Here is a 13339-nt window from a genome sequence, read left to right on the forward strand (position 1 = left end):
GGCTCTAATTGAGGTGCGCACTACGCACTAGGCGGCCGACATGGCCGCGATGATGCGTTCGCGCGCCAACTCGGCGATGCGGCGGCGGCCGCCGGCGTCGGAGGCGTCGATCGGATCGAGGAAGCAGACCTCGGCATGCCGCGTCGGCTCGCCGAGCAGGCGCAGGAAATTGGCGAAGAAGCTTTCGCCCGGCTGGAACGCCACCACCGGCTGCGCCGCGCCGCGCTTGCCGTAGCGCAGCGCCACCGGCTGTACGCAGGCGCCGGCTTCGACCGCGGCGAGGAAGATGCGGGCGTGGAACGGGCCGATTTCACGGCCATCGCGGGTGCGGCCTTCCGGGAACACGCCGACCGAGCGTCCCTCGCGCAGGCGCGTCAGCATTTCGTGCAGCACGCCGCCGAGGGATTCGCTGCTGCCGCGATGGTGGAAGATGGTCTCGCCGCGCTGCGCGAGCCATCCGATCAGGGGCCAGCTTTCGATCTCGCGCTTGGCGACGAAACCCATCATGCGTTGGCTGTGCAGCGCCACGATGTCGATCCAGCTGACGTGGTTGGCGACGAACAGCGTCGGTCCCTCCAGCGGTGCGCCACTACGGTGCAGGCGGAAGCCGAAGATCCACATCATCCCGCCCGACCACTGCCGGATCGCCCAATAGCGCAGCGGCTCGCGACCGATGCGGATGCCGTCGGTGAGCGGCGTCATCAGCAGCAGCATCAGCGGAATGTGGACAACGACGTGCCACAACAGCAGCGGCACACGGAGCAGATAGCGGAACCAGCGAGCGGAATCGGTGACAGGGGATGCAGCATTCATGCCGTCACGATAAGCCGGGAATGAGGAATGGGGAACCAGGAACGGCGAGGCTGGTCTTGGGCGATAGGCTGTAGGAGCGGCTTATAGCCGCGAGCTTTCCACGCTGGAGAGCAACAACTCGCGGCTATAAGCCGCTCCTACGTCGGGATTTATGGACGCGCGATCACCGCCAGCGTCAGGCGCGAGATGCACACCAGTCGGCCCTGGTCGTCCTCGATACGGATTTCCCAGACCTGGGTGCTGCCGCCGAGATGCAGCGGCCGCGCAGTGCCGGTGACCAGGCCCTCGCGCACGCCGCGGACATGGTTGGCGTTGATCTCGATGCCGACCACGCCTTTGCCCTGCGGCACGGACAACCCACCGGCGCTGCTGCCCAGGGTTTCCGCCAGCAGCACCGAAGCACCGCCGTGCAGCAGGCCGTAGGGCTGGTGAGTGCGTGCATCCACGGGCATGGTGCCGCGCACGTAATCCGTCCCAAGCTCGGTGAAGCGGATGCCCAGTACTTCCATCGCCGTGTTGGCGATGAGGCCATTCAGCGTGTCAACGCTGCTGCCCGGGCGGAACAACGAGGCTGCCTTCAATCCGCTGCGCTCAGCCGAACTTGAAGATGCCCGGGCGCCAGCCGCGGGTGTACGAGCCTTGCTTGGAGGCGTAGCCGCTGCTGCTGCCGTAGCCGGTACCGAAGTCGCGTTCACGACGGACGTGCATGCGGTCGATCAGCTCGTCGCGACGGCTGGCGAGCCAGTCGGCGTGGCCGACCGTGGCCGGATCCTGGCTGCGGCGCTGCGCTTCGTGCTGGCGGTAGTCGCAGAAATCGTCGTAGGCGTCGAGTTCGTGCTTCAGTTCCCGCACCGCCAGCTCGATCATGAGCGCGTCGTCGAGGAAGCCCAGCACCGGCACGCTGTCCGGGATGACGTCCTTGGGGTCGGCGAAGTACACCAGGACCGACAGCACGCGCTGGCAGTCGGCTTCCGGCAGCGCCCAACCCACGTCGCGCACCATCGCGATCATGTCGTCCAGGCGCAGCAGGCGCTCCTTGATGAAGTCCGGCACGTGCACTTTCTGCGCTTCGGTCAGCAGCCCGGTGGCGGCATCGACGATCTGCTGGGCGCTCTGGCCCGCGGTCGCGGCGCGCGCAGCTTCCATCGCCTTGTTGAAATGCTCGAGATCGCGGTCGTTCAGGTCGATGGTCAGCGAGATCGCCATGGCAGGTCCGGAGGTGGCAGGGGAAAGGCGGGCAGACTAGGCCGAGGGTCGTCGGTGCGTCAAATTAAAGCAACGTCGGGGGCGGCCAGACACGGCCTCCTCAAATGTGAAGCCAGTGGATTACAGGATCGGCGCGAGCCCGGCGCCGAAGGCGGTGAAGATACGCGTGGTCAGGCCCTTCAGGCTGAGGCTGACCTCGGGGAACTCGCCGACCGGGCGATAGCAGCGGCGGAAGTCCGGATGATCCTGTGGCAGCGGCTGGGGGCACTGCGGCCCGGGCACGAATTCGTAGCTGGTGGCGTAGCGCAGCGGCCACAGGTCGAACAGCGGCAGGTGTTCGGACACCTTGCCCAGCGAGTAGTCCAGGCCCGAGAGCACCGGTAACTTGTCGCGGCGCGCGATGGCCCATGAATTCTGCGGTGCGATATCGCGCCGGATGCTGGCGGCCAGCGCCTGGGCGAACACGGGATCGTCGATCACAACCGCGCTCTCGGTGTTGTAACGGTCGGCGCGGGGATCGAAGTTGTGGGTGCCGACCACGCCGACGCGTTCGTCGATCACCAGCGACTTCGCATGCAGTCCCACGCGCACGCCGGCGCGGCGCAAGGGCACCGGGTCATTGGCACCGCTACCGAAGAACCGGGTGGCGACGTGTTCGCTCTGCTGCTGCGGCGTTTCGCGTATGCCCGCATCTTCGGTGACGGTCTTGCCAGGTTCGAGGGGTATCGCGCCAGTGGTGGCCGGATCGATCGGCGCATCCGCAGGGAACGGCTTGTATTCGTAGATGTTGAAACCGAATTCGCGCAGGTAGCGGCGCTTGTACTTGTGCGACAGCGCATAGACGATGAAGGCGTCGGTGGCGGCGAGGCTGTTGGTGGAAACGACCACGCGCGGCGCATCGCTGCGCTGGTGCATCGCGCGGAACATCTCCTGCGCCGGCTTCGACAGCACCAGGTAGGGCGTCTGCAGCAGCACTTCGCGCTGCGCCGATTCGATCAGCCCGCGCAGCGAATCGCTGGCTGCGCGCTCATCGCGTGGCGCGCTGCGGCGGTGTTTCTGCGGCAGGTCGGCGATGAACTGCACCGCGCCGACCGGGATGGCGGGCACGACCAGGCGTTCGTGCACCAAGGCCGCGTCATCGGCATCGCGCGACATCGCTTCGGCGCGTTGTTGCTGCACATAGGCGGCGTGCGGCACCGCCGGTACGCCCTTGCGCAGCAGCCAGCGGCCCACGTCGTTGAGGCGTTCGGCGGGCACGCTGCGGCGCGAGGTCCAGAACGCCTCGAAATTCGCCGCCATTTCGCCGGCGACCGGCCCGGCGATCAGCACGTCGCGGTCGCGGAAGTTGTATTCGGCATCCCAGTCGTAATAGTCGTCCTGGTAATTGCGGCCGCCGGTGACGCCGATGGCCCCGTCCACCAGCAGCAGCTTGCTGTGCATGCGCTGGTTGAGCCGCTTCCAGCAGCACGCCGCGGCCAGCAGGTATTGCGGATAGGTGATGCGAGCCTGCCGGAAGAGCGGGTTGTACACACGCAATTCGAAATTGACGTGCGCACCGGCCAACGCCGCCAGGGTATCGACGTTGCGCAGCGCCGAGAGTTGGTCGATCAGCACCCGCACCTTGACCCCGCGCCGCGCCGCGGCCAGCAGCTCGTCCAGGACCAGGTGGGCGGCGTCGTCCTCGTCGAAGATGTAGGTCTGGAGGTCGATGCTGTGGCGTGCGCTGCGCAACAGGTCGAGCCGCGCCAGCAGCGCGTCCGGGCCGCGGTCGAGGATCAGCGCGTAATGCCGCGGCGCTTCCGGTGTCGAGGCGGCAAGCGCGTTGTTGCCCAGTTCCTGCAGCGGCGACGGTCGTGCGCAGTTGGCGCCGGGGCCGCAATCGATTGCCTGCGAACGCGTGTCCAGTGCGATGGTCGCGGCGCGGTCGCGTTGCGCCTCCGACAACGTCGCGCAGCCGCTGCACAACGCAGCGACCAGCAGCGCGGCGATGCGTTGTGCACGCGTCATGGGGATGCGTCGCCGGCAGGGGTGGGCGCGGGCGCGCGCCAACGCACGCGCAGTGCGAAGCGCACCTGTTCGCGCAGTGCCAGCGTCCAGCGATCCAGCCCATAGTTGCTGCGACGGACGCTACCCGCGGCAACGATGTCGCAGTCGTAACCCGGGCGCTGGCAGGTGGACGGCTCCAGCAGGAAACGTTCGCGCCGGCGCACGCCGTGCATGCGCAGTTCGCCATCGAGTGCGCCGCCGGCGTGGGGCAGCTGCGCCGAGTAAGGATCGGACACGAACTCGATCAACGGGTAGCGGGCGACGTCGAAGAAACGCGGGCCGCGGGTGATCTCGGTATAGCGGGGATGGTCGACGATCTCGATCGCGCGCGCGTCGATGCGGAAGCGCACCTGGCGACGGCCATCGGCCAGCGCCACGACTTCGCCGTCGACCTGCGGAAAGCGTCCTTCCAGCGTCCGTCCCCAGCGGGTGTGCAGGCGGAATTCGAATTGCGACGCCGGATCGAGCGTGCCGAGGCTGTCGCCGGCCATGGTCGTTCCTGCAATAGCGGTACCGACGACGGCTGCGCCTGACACCAGCCACCACCACGCCCAGGCCATCCGCATTGCGTTCAGACCGTCACGGCCACCAGAACGCCGACAACTGTGCGATGCCCGGTTCGATCGCCGCCGTCGCCGGCAGCGACAGCACCGCGATGCCGCCTGGTGGCATGCCGCGGTAATCGCCGGACTGGCCGCTGTGCATCAGCGCCGCGAGTTGCTCGAAGCCCGGGTTGTGACCGACCAGCAGCAGCCGTTCGACCTCGCGGTGCGCATCGGCCAGGGTGGCGAGCGTGCCGGGCGTGGCGTCGTAGATCACCGGTTCCAGGCGCTGGTCGACATAGCCGATCGCGGCCAGCACCGCTTCCAGCGTCTCGCGGGCGCGGCGTGCGGGCGAGCACAGCACCTGGTCGGGAACCAAGCCCTTGTCGCGCAACCAGCGCCCGGCCGCTTCGGCCTCCGCCAGGCCTTCCGGCGACAGCGGTCGATCGATGTCGGCCTGGCCGGCGCTGGCGGGTTCGGCGTGAGCGTGTCGCAGGAGGATCAGTTCGCGCATGGCAGGCCGTAATGGTTGGGTTCAAATCACTCTACGGGGAATCGGTTGTAGGTGGTGTAAAACTTTGTGCAAAGCGGGGTTCACGCCGACCGTACCGCGGCGCGATGTCCTTCCCCGGATGCCGTTGCGGCTTTCAGGCCCGCTTGAGCCACTTCAGCAGTGGCGCCCAGTCGTCCTGGTGTTCGCGGATCTGCGCCGAGTGGTAATCGAACAGGCTGCGTCCCAGCCCGGCCATCAACACATAGGCCTGGGTGTCTCGGAGCTCCGCCACCAGCGGGTAGGGCCATTGCCGCAGCGTCTCCATGTACTGCTGCGAGGCATTCGTCCACGGCTTGAGGCGGTTGCCGACCAAGCCGACCGGCAGCTTGCCTTTCTTGATCCGCGGATGCTGCGCCAGCGTGTTGAGGAAGGGCACGGTGGCCTCGAGGTCGATGAGCGACGGCAGCACCGGCACCACCACCGCGTCGGCGACGTCGAGGAAGTGCGCGAGTTCCGCGCCGTGCGCGCCGGCGGCGGCGTCGATCACCACGCGGTGCACGCCGTCGGGCAACTTGCGGTCCCAGTCCCTGCGGGTGCCATCCAAGGGCAGCACCGCGGATTCCAGGGTCGCGCGTTTCTCGGCCCAGTGCCGCGACGAGCCCTGGCGGTCGGCGTCGACCAGGACCGTCCGCTTGCCGTCGACCGCGAAGTGCGCGGCGAGGTTGGTCGACAGCGTGGTCTTGCCCACGCCCCCTTTGGAACTGGCCACGAGTACCGTCTTCATTCCGACCCCCGGCTGAGTGGAAGTCGCAGCGTACACGGGCCCGCCCCGGGCTGCGACCGCCCGCTTTGCTATCGTCCGCGCACCTCTCCAGCCCGACTGCCATGAGCGAACTGCAGGACCTGACCGCACTCATCCGCGCCAACACCGCATTGATCGTGATCGAGACGCCCGATGAGGCGCGCGTGGTCGAGCTGTTCCGGCAATCGCTGCTACATGTCTGGCGCGCGTTGTTCCGTTGGTCGATCACCGAAGGCCTGCGCCGCGTCGACCTCGATCGCGAGGATCCGTCCGAAGTAGCCCCGGATGCCAGCAGCACCTTGCAGGCGATCCGCGATGCCGACCAGCGCGGCATCTACCTGTTGCTCGATTTCCATCCTTACCTGGGCTACGCCAGCACCCAGCGGCAGTTGCGCGAAATCATGCAGCGGCGCGATTGCCAGCCGCACGTGCTGGTGCTGATCGGCAACAAGATCGAACTGCCGCCCGATCTCGAACCGCTCGCGGTGCGTTACAACCCGCGGCTTCCCGACGCCAATGCGCTGTTGAAACTGGTGCGGGACGAAGCTGCGTCCTATGCCAGGGAACACGGCGGCAAGCGCGTGGAGGTGGAACAGGAAGCGGTCGTGCAAATCGTGCGCAACCTGCAGGGGATGAGCGAAACCGACGCGCGGCGCATTGCCCGCCACCTCATCTTCCGCGATGGGGTGCTCGGCGCGCACGATTTGCCGGAGTTGGCGAAACTCAAGTTCGAGTTGCTCAATCGCAGCGGACACCTGCATTACGAATACGACACCGCGCGCTTCGCCGATGTCGCCGGCGCCGCCCGGCTGAAGCGCTGGGTCTCGCAGCGACGCGATGCCTTCGTCGAGGACCAAGCGGCTGCAGGCAGTGCTTTGTACCGCGTCGAGCCCCCCAAGGGCATCCTGCTGCTGGGCGTGCAGGGCTGCGGCAAGTCGATGATCGCCAAGGCCGTTGCCGGCGGTTTCGGCGTGCCGCTGGTACGACTCGATTTCGGCACGCTGTACGACAAGTACCACGGCGAAACCGAAAAGAACCTGCGTAGCGCGCTGGCGTCGACCGAGCAGTTGGCGCCGTGCGTGCTGTGGATCGACGAGATCGAGAAGGGCCTGGCCGCCGGCAGCGGCGAGGGCGACGGCGGCGTATCGCGACGCGTGCTCGGTTATCTGCTGACATGGATGGCGGAGCGCAAGTCGCGGGTGTTCCTGGTCGCCACCGCCAACCAGGTCAACGAGTTGCCGCCGGAATTGCTGCGCAAGGGTCGCTTCGACGAAATCTTCTTCGTCGATCTCCCCGATGCGTCGACGCGCGAGGACATCCTGCGCCTGCACCTGCGACGGCGCGGTATCGATCCGGCAGGCTTCGATTTGCCCGAACTGGCTCGGGTCGCCGATGGTTTTTCCGGTGCCGAGATCGAACAGGCCATCGTCGCCGCGCTCTACACCGCGAACGCCGAACGCGCACCGCTCGATCAGGCGATGCTGGCGCACGAACTGCGCAACACCCGGCCGCTGTCGGTATTGATGGCAGAACCAGTCGCGGCGCTGCGGCACTGGGCCCGGGAGCGCACTGTCAGCGCGGATTGAGCATGCGGAACGACGCCAGTTCCGCTCGGTGACAGGTCGCTACCGATCTCGCGGATGGCCTCGCGCCTATAGTGGTTGCATGGCGTTGGCAGCGCGCGCGAGCAGCGCACGCTCGTCGACACCGGAGCCTGCGAGCGTCGCGCGCTGTTCGGCAGGCATCCGCCGCCATGCGTCTACCCTTGCGTTCAAACGCTGGTAGAAGGGTTCTGCTTCGGCGGTGATTGCCTGCCCGTCAGCGCCAGCGATCCGTCTACGACCGATCCGGCGTATCCACTCCGAATCGGCGGAGGCAGCAAGCACGGCATACGCAGCACGACATTCCACCTGCAACGCGGCATCGGCAGTGCCTTGCTGCATCGACCAGCACAACGAGTGGAGGCCGTCGTGCTCGCGGTCGTGTGCGACCCAGAGCGCAGTGTTCAAGAATTGCGTTCCCTGCGGGGAGAGTTCGCGTTCCAGCGCCGGCGGCAGCGGTTTGCGCGACAAGACATCGGTCAATGCGACCAGCAGTGCCCCGGAGCGACTGTCGTAGGTTTTGCTCTGTGCCATTCGCACCAACGCCGCACGTGCGCCTTGGTTGTCGTGAGCCTGCTGCCGGCAGGTCGCGGTCATCGCCCAGACTGCACCGTTGTCAGATTCCGCTGCCTGCAGATGTGCGAGCGCAGACGGTGAGCGACAGCTCGCTGCAGCCAGGTACCGGCCCAGATGTGTATTGGAAACGTCGGCGACAATCGCATCGAGCTGTGTCTGCAGTTCCTGCGGCAAAACATCAGCGTCCACCGACCAGCCCTGCAGTCGAGCAAACGAATAAGCCAGTGCGCGCTCGTCTGTGCGGTCGCTGGCCAATGCAGTGCGGATCAGATCGAGACGGTATTCGGCATAGGCCGATTCAAGCGCGCGTTGTTCCCGGTTCTGAACCCACTTGGTAGCCGAGAACAGCAGATCCGAACCGACGTTGTAAGTTTTCGACCACCATAGCAGTGACAGCGAACCCAATAGCAACATCGTCAACAGCGACATCCTTTTCATCGTGGCTTCCTCTTCGAATGCGGTCCATTGCTCGCGGCCAGCGCTGGCTGCTAGATCCGGCAGCAGGTCGACGCAGACCCAGGGCAATGGGTGACGTTGCGTGTGCGCAAGTTCACGACAGCGATCGCGCAAGGCTTGGCGCATCGATGCGCCCCAAGCTTCGCGAAAGCGACGGGGGTACAAGTGCAGGGCGAAGCCGTAGAGACGATCGACGGGTGCCAGCCACCACGGATCCCGTGGGCGGCTCATGCGCCACCCTGCGTATGGGGCAGGTGGCCATGGGCGAAAGCGACGAGGCGCTGCAGGCGCGCGGTCTCTTCGCGCACGGCGCGGCGGCCCAGGGCGCTCAGGCGGTAGTAGCGGCGACGTTCGTCGCCCGCCGGGTCGGTGCGCTCGCCAGCTTCCTCGATCAGGCCGCTCTCAAGTAGACGTTTGATCGCGCCGTACAAGGTGCCTGGCCCCATCCGCGCCGCGCCGTCGGTGATGCGTTCGACCGCCTGCATGATCGCGTAGCCATGGCGTTCGCCTTCGAGCAGTGCCAGCAGGATGTGGTGCAGTACTGGGCTGAGTGGTGGCAGTTCAGCAGGGACACGAGGCATGGCGGCGTCTCTATATCGCGTTGCGATATATATATCGCAACGCGATATAGAACGGCAAGGGGCGATCAAGCCGGATATCGCTCGACGACGTACAACTTCAACCGCTCGGCCGCGGTGGCGAGATCGGCGGCGAGGGGAAGGATGGCGGGCCATTCCTGGCCACGACCGGCTGCTTCGAGCTGGCCGGCGGTTTCGGCCAACTCCAGGGCACCGACGATGCGGGCGGCGCCCTTGATCTTGTGCGCCTGGCGGGTGAGGGCGATGAGGTCGCCGTTGGCGCGGGCGGAGATCAGTTCAGCAAGGTCCTGGGTGGTGCTGGAGAGGAAATCGTCGAGCACCGCGCGCGCTTCGCGGGCGCTGCCACCGGTGAGCATGTCGAGCGTGGTCGGGTCCAGCGGTGGCGGGGTTTCGAGTTGCGGCAAGGACTGCCCGATCGCAGCAGCGGCATTGGCGTCGGCGGCGATCGGCGTGGTCGGCACGGTATGCGGCAACCAGCGGCGCAGGGTGGCGGAGAGGGCGGGAATGCCGACCGGTTTGGCGAGGTAATCATCCATGCCGGCGGCGAGGCAGCGTTCGGCTTCGCCTTTCAGTGCGGCAGCGGTTAACGCGACGATCGGCGTGCGGGCGCGTCCGTCGCGCGCTTCCTCTTCGCGGATCGCACGCGCGAGTTGGTAGCCGTCGAGCTTCGGCATGTGCACGTCGCTGAGCAGCAGGGCGTAGCGGCCGCTGCGCCACTTTTCCAGGCCTTGCTCGCCATCTTCGGCGGCTTCGCTGGCATAGCCGGCGAGCGCGAGCTGACGCGCGATCACCAGACGATTGGTCGGATGGTCATCCACCAGCAGTACCAGGCTGCGTTCGCGCTCGGCTTCGTCCACCGTCGGCAGGCGGCGTGGGGCGAAGCTGGCGATCTCCGCGGCACTCTGCGTTTCCACTTCGACTTCGGTTGCAGGCGCGCGCGGCAAGATCACCGTCAGCCGCATGGTGGTGCCGAGTCCGGGCACCGATTCCATCGTCACCGTGCCGCCCATCAGTTCGGCCAGACGCCGGCAGATCGCGAGGCCGAGTCCGGTTCCGCCAAAGCGTCGGGTGGTATCGCCCTCGGCCTGCGCGAACGGCTCAAACAATCTCTTTTGCGCTTCGGCGCTGACGCCGATGCCGGTGTCGGTGACGCGAAAACACAATTCGTCGCTGCCGAGCACGCCGGCATTGCGATCACTGCGTTTGATTTCCAGTGCCGCCTGCACCAGGCCTTGCTCGGTGAACTTGATGGCGTTCGACAGAAAGTTGCTGAGGACCTGTCGCAAGCGCAGCGCGTCGGCGTAATGGGCGGGCGCAAGGCGCTCGTCGACGGTGCAAGTCAGGGTGAGTCCTTTGCTCGAAGCCGAGCCGCCGAAGTTGGCGACCGCGCTTTGCATGACGCGTGTCAGGTTGACCGCCCTTGGCGCCAACTCCAGCCGTCCGGCTTCGATCTTCGAGAAGTCGAGGATGTCGCCGATGATCTGCAGCAGCGATTGTGCCGACGACTGGATCACATTCAACGCGCGGCGCTGGTCGGGATCGAGTTTGGTATGGGCGAGGATCTCGACCATGCCGGTGACGCCGATCATCGGCGTGCGGATTTCGTGGCTCATCGCCGCGAGGAAGGCGCTCTTGGCGTGATTGGCTTCCTGCGCGCGTGTTTCGCTGGCGCGCAATTCGGCTTCGAGTTGCTTGATCCGGGTGAGGTCGACCGCGACGCCGAGGATGCCGTTGCCGCCATGCTGCTCGTCCGCGATCGGGGCCAGCGCCAGCAGCACCGGCACAAGGTGGCCGTCGCGATGCAGCATGAAGGTTTCGCTGGGCGGCAGGCCCAGTTCGGCGACGGTGCGGTATGCGCGCCAATCCGCCGGGATCTTTTGACCCAGGCGTGCGCTGAGGGCTTCGGCGATGTGCTGAAAGGTGTGCGGCGGCTGCAACGATGGCGCGAAATCGCCGACGCGGTCGAGCATCGGCGCGTCTTTGCCGATGAATTCCTCGGCGCGATAACCGAAGAGAGATTCGGCGGCGGTGTTGAAGAGGAAATAACGGCCGGCGCCATCGATCGCGGCGACCGCAGTCGGGGCAGCGTCGAGCAGCGAACGCTGGAAGGCTTCGCGGCGCGCGAGTTCGGTGCGGGTACGTTCGTTGCGGGCAAGTTGTGCCGTCAGTTCGTTCTCGAACTTGACTACATCGCTGCGCATCTCGAGGAAGGCGTCCAGCACTTCGCCGGGTTCGCCGTGTGGCTGGTAACGCGGTTGCGCGGTGTAGTCGTGTGCGCGCATTCGCCGTACCAGCCAGGTCAGGCTTTCGACGCCGCGGTAGGCGTTGCTCAGCACCTGGCGTCCGATCAGCCCCGCCGCCAGCAGCGCCAACAACGACAGGCCGATGCGCAACGCACTGACCCGTTCGCCGCGGACGATGTCGGCGCGCACCACCTGTTCGGCCTGGACCATGGCCAGGTCGGACAGCGTCTTGAGCCGGGTCGTGACGGGGTCGATCGCCGGATACAGCTCGGTGTCGGCGAACTGGCCGAGCGCGGCGATGTCCTGCTTCACCAGGATCGCGCGCAAGGTGTCGCTGGCGCGGTCGGCGCGCACGCGGGCTCGTTTGATTTGCTCGAACAGGTCCTGTTCTACGCCGCTGCGCGGCATCTGTTCCAGCAGCGTCCATTGCTCGCGGATGCGCGCCTTGGCGTTGTCCACCCCGGCCACGCCTTCGTTCCAGGTGATGAGGTAATTGCGTGCCTTGAACGTCGTGTCGACCACGCCGAGGCTGTAACCGTCGGCGACCGCCTTGATCCGGCGCAGGCCCAACAGCGATTCATCCTTCAATGCATACAACGATTGCCGTGTGCCGTATTGCGCGATCTCGTCGATCACCAACACGGTGGCGCCCGTCAGCAGGAACAGCCCGAACAACGCCCACAACTGGCGGCGGATGCTCAGCTTGGACAGCTGTAGGCGCAAGGCGCGCCTCAGTGTTCCGGACGCCGCCAGCGGTCGATCATCGCGGGCAGTTCCTCGCCGGGCACCGGCTGTGCGATCAGGTAGCCCTGCGCCATGGTGCAGCCGAGACTGGCGAGCATCTGCCACTCCTCCACTGTTTCCACGCCTTCGGCCACGGTATCCAGTTGCAGTTTTCGCGCCAGATCGAGGCTGGCTTCGATCACCGCGCGCTTGCGCGGTTGTTGCGGGGCGCCGGAGACGAAGCCCTGGTCGATCTTGAGTTCGGTGAACGGCACCTGCGACAACTGCGCCAGCGAGGAATAGCCGGTGCCGAAGTCGTCGATCGACAAGCCGAAGCCCTTCAGCCGCAACCGCGCCAGCACGGCGAGGCCGCGCGCCGGATCGGTCATCAGCGAACTCTCGGTGACCTCGAGCACGACGTCGGCTGGATCGACGCCGTGATCGCGCACGATCTGCTGGTAGTGGTCGGCTGCGGCCGGATCCTGCAGGGTCGTCGGCGACACGTTCACCGACAGTTTCAGGCGCAGGTCATCGCCCTCCCAGCGCCTTTTCCACGCGCAGGCCTGTTCCAGCATGCAGTCGGTCAGCGCTGCGGCCAGGCCTTCGCGCTCGAGGACATGAATGAAATGCAGCGGACGCACGATGTGGCCATCGGGTCGCTGCCAGCGCGCCAGTGCTTCGACGCCAACCACCTTGCCATTGCCGAATTCCGCCTGCGGCTGGAACCACGGCACGATCTCGCCGCCGGCCAGCGCCGCGCGGGCATCTTCGACGCTGACGTCGGCTTCGTCGTCGTCGGCATCGACATGCAGAGTGTCTTCGTAGCGCAGCAGCACCGCTTGCAGCTTGTCCGAAGTCAGCGGTTTCTCGACACTACCAAGCACGCGCAGGCCATAGGCGCGGGCCATGGTCTGCACGGTGTTGAGCAGGGCCGGATCGAGTGCGCTGACCAGGGCGACGCCGCGCGCAAGCCGGCGCTGGGCGACGTGGCCGATGAATTCGATGCCGTCCATGCCGGGCATGTCGAGGTCGACCAGAACCACGTCTGGCGGCTGCAGCAGTTGTTCGAGCATGGTCAGCGCGGCGTTGCCGTCGGCCGCTTCCTGCACGTGCTCGACGTCGAGCTCGGCCAACAAGCGCAGCGCCATCCGGCGCTGGAAGCCGTGGTCTTCGACCACCATCACGCGAAGGGCTGACAGGGTCATCCGTTTCCCCTGGAAGGATGCTTGCCGGCGAGCG

12 protein-coding genes are annotated in these 13339 nt (G+C 66.5%); 1 reads left to right on the forward strand and 11 read right to left on the reverse strand.

The annotated features are described in order from the left end of the window. Positions 1-27 precede the first annotated feature (27 nt). The 7 genes from MO486_RS09060 to MO486_RS09090 all read right to left on the reverse strand — a co-directional run bounded on the left by MO486_RS09060 (position 28) and on the right by MO486_RS09090 (position 5884). Complete coding sequence (locus MO486_RS09060) at positions 28-813, reverse strand: lysophospholipid acyltransferase family protein (RefSeq protein ID WP_242906501.1); 786 nt, start codon at positions 811-813, stop codon at positions 28-30. 149 nt (positions 814-962) lie between these two features. Further along, positions 963-1322, reverse strand: a complete 360-nt coding sequence (locus MO486_RS09065) for a hotdog fold thioesterase (RefSeq protein ID WP_242906715.1) — start codon at positions 1320-1322, stop codon at positions 963-965. Positions 1323-1404: 82 nt separating this feature from the next. Then, positions 1405-2019 carry a YkvA family protein gene (locus MO486_RS09070; RefSeq protein ID WP_242906507.1) on the reverse strand — a complete coding sequence of 205 codons (615 nt, stop codon included), beginning with the start codon at positions 2017-2019 and terminating at the stop codon, positions 1405-1407. A 120-nt stretch (positions 2020-2139) separates the two neighbouring features. Then, positions 2140-4026 (reverse strand): phospholipase D family protein, encoded by a 1887-nt coding sequence (locus MO486_RS09075; protein WP_242906508.1) that lies wholly within the window; start codon positions 4024-4026, stop codon positions 2140-2142. Next, entirely contained in the window at positions 4023-4556 is a 534-nt protein-coding gene (locus MO486_RS09080; RefSeq protein ID WP_242906513.1) for a YceI family protein, read from the reverse strand. The genes MO486_RS09075 and MO486_RS09080 overlap by 4 nt, the downstream gene beginning before the upstream one ends. Positions 4557-4644: 88 nt before the next feature. After that, the gene (locus MO486_RS09085; RefSeq protein ID WP_242906515.1) at positions 4645-5121 is read right to left on the reverse strand and encodes a histidine phosphatase family protein; all 477 of its coding nucleotides are present in this window, start codon (positions 5119-5121) and stop codon (positions 4645-4647) included. A gap of 133 nt (positions 5122-5254) precedes the next feature. Continuing rightward, on the reverse strand, positions 5255-5884 hold the full coding sequence (locus MO486_RS09090; RefSeq protein WP_242906517.1) for a ParA family protein: 630 nt from the start codon (positions 5882-5884) through the stop codon (positions 5255-5257). Positions 5885-5985: 101 nt separating this feature from the next. Between MO486_RS09090 and MO486_RS09095 the strand changes: the two genes are divergently transcribed. After that, the gene (locus tag MO486_RS09095; RefSeq protein ID WP_242906519.1) at positions 5986-7488 is read left to right on the forward strand and encodes an AAA family ATPase; all 1503 of its coding nucleotides are present in this window, start codon (positions 5986-5988) and stop codon (positions 7486-7488) included. A 66-nt stretch (positions 7489-7554) separates the two neighbouring features. Here the strand turns inward: MO486_RS09095 and MO486_RS09100 are convergent, their stop codons facing one another. The 4 genes from MO486_RS09100 to MO486_RS09115 all read right to left on the reverse strand — a co-directional run bounded on the left by MO486_RS09100 (position 7555) and on the right by MO486_RS09115 (position 13305). Continuing rightward, complete coding sequence (locus MO486_RS09100) at positions 7555-8766, reverse strand: hypothetical protein (RefSeq protein WP_242906521.1); 1212 nt, start codon at positions 8764-8766, stop codon at positions 7555-7557. Beyond that, positions 8763-9116, reverse strand: coding sequence for a PadR family transcriptional regulator (locus tag MO486_RS09105; protein WP_242906523.1), 354 nt, complete (start codon positions 9114-9116; stop codon positions 8763-8765). Before MO486_RS09105 ends, MO486_RS09100 begins: the two co-directional genes overlap by 4 nt. Positions 9117-9181: 65 nt before the next feature. Beyond that, entirely contained in the window at positions 9182-12100 is a 2919-nt protein-coding gene (locus tag MO486_RS09110) for an ATP-binding protein (protein ID WP_242906525.1), read from the reverse strand. An 8-nt stretch (positions 12101-12108) separates the two neighbouring features. After that, positions 12109-13305, reverse strand: a complete 1197-nt coding sequence (locus tag MO486_RS09115) for an EAL domain-containing response regulator (protein WP_242906529.1) — start codon at positions 13303-13305, stop codon at positions 12109-12111. Between the last annotated feature and the right edge of the window lie 34 nt (positions 13306-13339).

It is taken from the genome of Lysobacter sp. CFH 32150, from assembly GCF_022758295.1.
Classification (GTDB): Bacteria; Pseudomonadota; Gammaproteobacteria; order Xanthomonadales; family Xanthomonadaceae; genus CFH-32150.